Annotated in this window: 5 protein-coding genes; 1 reads left to right on the forward strand and 4 read right to left on the reverse strand. The window is 37.1% G+C overall.

The genetic code is table 11. The features are described 5' to 3' along the window. From K2N75_RS07340 to K2N75_RS07350, 3 genes are all read right to left on the reverse strand, one after another. Positions 1-1081 (reverse strand): tetratricopeptide repeat protein (locus tag K2N75_RS07340; protein ID WP_297681645.1); only part of this gene is annotated, 1081 nt, incomplete at its 3' end. Beyond that, complete coding sequence (locus K2N75_RS07345) at positions 1078-2340, reverse strand: LicD family protein (protein WP_297681647.1); 1263 nt, start codon at positions 2338-2340, stop codon at positions 1078-1080. The genes K2N75_RS07345 and K2N75_RS07340, both read right to left, overlap by 4 nt. Then, complete coding sequence (locus K2N75_RS07350; protein ID WP_297681649.1) at positions 2330-2737, reverse strand: adenylyltransferase/cytidyltransferase family protein; 408 nt, start codon at positions 2735-2737, stop codon at positions 2330-2332. Before K2N75_RS07350 ends, K2N75_RS07345 begins: the two co-directional genes overlap by 11 nt. Positions 2738-3120: 383 nt before the next feature. Here K2N75_RS07350 and K2N75_RS07355 point away from each other — a divergent pair, with 383 nt between their 5' ends. Next, positions 3121-4518, forward strand: coding sequence for a glycosyltransferase family 2 protein (locus K2N75_RS07355; RefSeq protein ID WP_297681651.1), 1398 nt, complete (start codon positions 3121-3123; stop codon positions 4516-4518). A gap of 95 nt (positions 4519-4613) precedes the next feature. Here K2N75_RS07355 and K2N75_RS07360 read toward each other — a convergent pair whose 3' ends face one another. Then, a complete protein-coding gene (locus tag K2N75_RS07360) occupies positions 4614-5660 on the reverse strand; it encodes a GDP-L-fucose synthase (protein WP_297681653.1) in 1047 nt (348 codons plus the stop codon). Positions 5661-5805 lie beyond the last annotated feature (145 nt).

Here is a 5805-nt window from a genome sequence, read left to right on the forward strand (position 1 = left end):
CCCCCCCCCCGCCTAATAGTGGATAGCTTTGGATTGTTTGGAGATTCAAAAGCACTTGGGCTGCGCCCTCAAAGTCTTGGAGGCAGGAGAGGCAGAATCCCAAACGATAAATCCAATAGTTATTCAAAGTATTGTTGCGATTGACACCTTGTGTGTAGGATTCTACCGCGCCTTTTAAATCTCCCATACGCTCTTGTGCAAACCCTAGCCGAAAATGCGTTTGCGGGTTTTGATAATTTAGCTTCAAGGATTCTTGATAATAGAAAATAGCATTTTGCCAATCATAAAGCCGCTCAAAGCTTTCGCCTATTTTTTTAAGTAGCAAATCATCGGAAGCTTGGCTTTGCGTCATTGAGAGATTCTGTGAAACAGAATCGTGGCAATCTACAACCTTACAATCCGAAGCATTTGCAATGGAATCCCAAGAGTGCAACTTCTCCAAAAAGGCGCGATTCGCAAACTTCCAACGCTCTTTTGCAAAGTGAAAAACCCCGATTCCATATCTTTTGGATTCTAACTCCTCGTCTAATTTAATCGCCTGCGCATAGGCTTCTTTGGCTAATCCCAAACTCGCTTCGTCTGCTAGATTCTCATAAGCATATCCCATTTCATAATAAAGTTGCACGAGATTTTCCTTGTGTTCGCACAGCGCAATCGCTCTTTTGTAGGCTTTAGCTGCTTTGTCGTAATGGTGCATTTGCCTGCAATCCTCTGCAAGGAGAAAGCACCTAGCATAGCTCTCGCCTTTTTGCTGTATTTCTTGCTCTAGGGCGATGATTTCTTGCCACCAAAGCTTTGTAGGAGCAAAAAGCGCAAAATCCCTCGTTCTTGCGATTTCCAATTGCTCTTTGTATTTTTCGTTTTCAAAATCTAGCTCAAGGGCTTTTTGGAAATATTTGCTTGCTTCTTTATAATTTCTGCATTTTTTGTAGCACATTCCGATTTTAAACAAATTCTCTGTATGGTTTGGGCAAAACCTCTCTGCGATTTGGTAAAACTTATTTGCTTTTTTATAATCCTTATCCTTATGATAAATTTTCATTGCATAATAATAAAAGGGGTAAAAAATTAATACTTTCATCTTGCGATTCCTTGTTTGAATTTTAAATATTCCTGCACAAAATCTCCTTCGCCTAAGTTTTTAAATTTCTCTAAGATTTTTGTCTCATTTTGCAAGGAAAAAACCTCAAAAAGCAGATTATAAAGCGAGCAAATAAACCATTGTTTATTTGTGATTTCCATATTTGGAGTGGTTAAAAAGGTTTCATATTGCGCGGAATCTTTTGGGGTTTCCCATTCGCCATAGTTTTCTTTTAGATACAAATTATAGTTTTTTGGTGCTAGATATTGCTTACCCAAAAACTCATAAGGCACAAGCCTAAAAGGAGTATTCCACCACCGCACATAATCCCCATCGTGATAAATGCGCCCCTGCTCCTCATAATGTGCAAAAACATCAATATAAGTGTTGTTTAAATGGCGAATCTGCACGCCACCTTGATAATTTTTAAAAAGAGTATTGAGCTTGAAATTCCTACTTTTTTGTAAAACCTCTCTTGCTTTTTGCAAATCTTGCTTGTAAATCCCAACATCTATATCCTTATCATAGGCGATGAAGTTATGCTCACGCACACAACCTAGAAATGTACCCGAAACCAAAAACATTTGAATTTCGTTTTGTTCTAAGAGATTGTGCAAATCCTCTAACGCCTCTTTTGCGCTTTTTAAATCCATTACTTCTTTTGTGTTAAGATTCTTAGAATCCCTTTGCAAAAATAAAAACAAAGATTCTTTAAAAAGTCTTTTGGCTTCTTTGTATTCTCCGATTCTAGCGGCTGCATTTGCGAAGTGCTTTAGAATCTCCCATTGGTGCAACTTGAATCTTTCAAAACGATAAAGATTGTTACTTAAAATCTGCTTGGCAGACTCTAAATCCTTAGAATCTTGGATAATTTTTGCAAGAATTATCCAAGTCTTTAGCCTTTTGGAGGCTTGCAAGAGACGCTCCAAAGACAAAAAGGCTTCTTGTTTGCCACCCAAATAAGCCAGCAATATTGCTTGCAGGTAAATTGCGTCTGCGTGGTTGGGATTGGACTTCAAAAAATAATCCAAATGCTTTAAACTTCGCGTGAAATCCCCATAAAAATAAAAAATCTCTGCGAAATAAAATTCCGCGATTCTTTGTTTGAAAAATTGCAAGTTTTTAAGAATCCAAAAGGCTTTAGAATGCGTTTTTAGGCTTTGCATATAAACTTGTGCCGATAGACAAAAAACAAAAGTCAAAGGATTTACTCCCTTGCTTTCCCGATAAGTCTTTTGGAAAATCTTTTTAAAAGTCATTTTTGATTCTTTGTAAAAGTTCGCTTGTGGAAATATTTTGCGTTCTGGGTAAATACACGACTTGGCAAATGTCTTTAAACTCGTCAAATTTTCCTGACCAATCATCACCCATTACCAAAATATCTGCTTCATAACGCAATAAATACTCTCTTTTTAGCTCTAAAGATTCTTCTAAGAAAACGCTATTAACAAACTTCAAGGAAGCAACGATATGCGCCCTCTCAATTTCGTTCATAATGGGATTGCGCGCCTTTTTCGAAAAATTCAGTGCGTCAGAGGAAATGCCCACAAAAAGCTCATCTCCCAATCTTGAAGCTCTTTCTAAAAGCTTCAAATGCCCAAAATGAAACAAATCAAAAGTGCCAAATGTCAAAACTCTTTTTCGTTCTAAAATCATAAATGCCTATCAATTAATCCAAATTTTGTATTGAAAATTAAACTTTTCAATACAAAATATTTTCTTTGCATAAAGAAATAATTAGGTTAAAGAATGTCTTGTTTTAGGGAGTTTTTAAAGGATTTATTTGGAATCGCAAAGCCTATCATAGCTCGCAAATAGAGGTGTTAATGAGAAAAACACTTTGTGTGTTTTATTTAATAGAGATTAAAATTTATTTGTGGGATTTTGAAGTATGATTTTGTTTTTGAGGGCTTCAAGATGAACTGCAACCTGTGATTCTCCTTTAGGTCATCTATCACATATTTAAGAATTGATAATGTATAATAAAATTTGAAAAGTTTAATTTTCAATAGAAAACAAAAATTATGTAAAAGAAATCAATGCAAAACGCCGAATCTAGTTCCAATAAACGCGGAAATAAGAGGGTTGGTGTGGTAGTTCCCATTTACAATGTCTCCTCCTTTTTGCCACAATGCCTAGAAAGCATCATTCATCAGACTTATATAAGCTTAGAGATTCTTTTAATCAATGACGGCAGTACAGATTCTAGCTTGAGAATTGCCAAAGAATATGCACAAAAAGATAACAGAATCACAATTATTGATAAAGCAAATGGCGGACAAGCAAATGCAAGGAATGCAGGAATAGAGTTTTTCAGTGGGAAGATTCTGCACAATGGAATCGCAACACACAAGGAAGCAGATACATTGCATTCCTACCAAATTATAGGAGAGAATCCCTACCAAATCTATGCAATTTATAGCCTTAAAAATCCCCTAGAGATTCCACAAATTGATTATTTACAATTTGTAGATAGTGATGATTATATAGAGCTTGATTGCGTAGAACAATGCGTGAAGAGAATGTGGGGTGTAGAGATTGTATGGTTTGATTTTCAGCGAAAATACGAGGGCAATCTTAACTACGATTCCGCAAAAAAGCCCACTCCACTTGAAAAATATGGCTTCTGCAAGGAATGCAAGATGACGCCTGCGGAGTTATTTACGCAAAGCAAGTTAGTAGAGCGGAAATGGCACGCTTTTGCTTGGCAAGGAATGCTTGATTTTAGGTTTTTAAAAGCTATTTCACTCAAATTTGCAAATGTTCCTTTGGAGGAAGACCACCACTTTTGGCTTTTGTTGCTTGCTCAAAGTCAATTTATTTTTATTTTGCCCCAAAAACTTTACATTTATCGCATTCATCCGCATAGCATAACGAATTATGGAGGCAAAACAGGGCTAAGCAATATCCCCAAACGATTCCAATGCTACTTGAAAGATTTTTGCGGGAATCCTATGCTTTTGCACAAATATTGTCTCGCCACAAGTGCTGCAACAATGCTAACAGACATTTTTACACGAATGGAGAGCGGAGAGATAGAACCTCAAACTTGTGCGATTCTAAAGCAAGGTATTTTGAATCGCTTGTGTATGTTGGCAATGAATTTAGAAAGCTTCCAAGCCGACCCTATGGGCTTCTTGCCTTTGCTAGCAAAAATCAAGCCCTATGCAAAAGAACAAAAAATCGGTGCGTATGCCCTTATGCACCAAAGCTTAGAATATCAGCTAGGATTAGCCACGCTTTCAAGCTTCAAAAGCATTTCAAATTTTTTAAAGAGTTTTGGGGTGCTTTATCGGATATTGCAAAGATACAAAAAGCTGGCAAACATAGAGCGCGCGAGCCCTCTGCAGGATTATTGGGATTTCAAAGAAGCGGAACACTTAAAGAAACATTTGTCTTTTAGGATTGGGAAAAAATTAGTAAAAATCGTGCTTTGACTGACTGCTCGTCCTTGCTCTGCTTATACGGAATCGCAAAAGGCAAAATGCGAGATTATAAATTGCTTTACTGCGCTTGTGATGATAATAACAAACTACTTTTGCCGATACCATTCATATACACTTCTTATTCCTTGCTCTAATTTAATAGAATCCCTCCAACCTAAAGAGTGGATTTTGCTTGCATCACTTAATTTGTGCATTGTACCATCGGGCTTGCTTGTATTAAAGTAGATTTCCCCTTTAAAACCCACAATATTTCTAATTAAATGTGCTAAATCTTTAATGGATATATCCTCTCCTGTGCCGATATTAATATGGGTGTTGCGGATTTGTGTGGAATCTTTTGTATATAAATCTTGAAAATTAATATTTTGCATAATAAATACACATGCATTTGCCATATCATCAGCATACAAAAATTCTCTTCTAGGATTCCCACTACCCCAAATTTCCACGCAATTAGGTTGGATTCCAAAGTGGTGGAGATAATTTTTAGCTTCCTCAAAATTTCGCATTTTTAAGTCTCGCAAGATTTCATCTTGCTTATTTTGATGATAAAGTTTAGCAAGATGTATTTTTCTAAGTAATGCAGGCAGAACGTGAGAATTTTCTAAATCAAAATTATCATTGATTCCATAAAGGTTTGTTGGCATTACAGAAATAAAGTTTGTCCCATATTGGAGATTATAAGATTCGCACATCTTTAGCCCTGCAATTTTAGCAATCGCATAAGGTTCATTTGTGTATTCAAGCGTATTGGTGAGGAGATATTCCTCTTTAATGGGTTGAAGAGTGTCTTTAGGATAGATACAAGTAGAACCTAAAAAGAGTAGTTTTTTAACGCCACATAAATAAGAATTGTGGATAATATTGTTTTGAATTTGTAAATTTTGGTAGATGAAATCAGCCCTATAAGTGTTGTTTGCTAGAATCCCCCCAACTTTTGCCGCAGCCAAAATTACATATTCGGGCTTTTCTGTGGCAAAAAACTTTAACACAGATTCTGTGTTAATTAAATCTAGCTCCTTATGGGTTTTATAGATTAAATTTGTGTATCCTTGAGATTCTAATCGTTTTTTAATGGCACTCCCTACAAGCCCCTTATGTCCGGCGATATAAATTTTGGAGTTCTTATGCACAACGAACCCCTTGTGCGGAATCTAGGACGAAGCTTGTATGGTTTGCTATGCAAGGCGTTAGGAATGTAAGGCTACTTAGTTTGGGGGGGGGGGGGGGGGGGGGGGGGGGGGGGGGGGGGGGGGGGGGGGGGGGGGGGGGGGGGGG

It is taken from the genome of Helicobacter sp. (assembly GCF_029067145.1).
Taxonomy (GTDB): Bacteria; Campylobacterota; Campylobacteria; order Campylobacterales; family Helicobacteraceae; genus Helicobacter_D.

Excerpts from the sequence above, each read along its gene's own strand:
- K2N75_RS07345 (WP_297681647.1), bottom strand. The coding sequence starts at position 2,340 with ATGACTTTTAAAAAGATTTTCCAAAAGACTTATCGGGAAAGCAAGGGA.
- K2N75_RS07350 (WP_297681649.1), bottom strand. The coding sequence starts at position 2,737 with ATGATTTTAGAACGAAAAAGAGTTTTGACATTTGGCACTTTTGATTTG.
- K2N75_RS07355 (WP_297681651.1), top strand. The coding sequence starts at position 3,121 with ATGCAAAACGCCGAATCTAGTTCCAATAAACGCGGAAATAAGAGGGTT.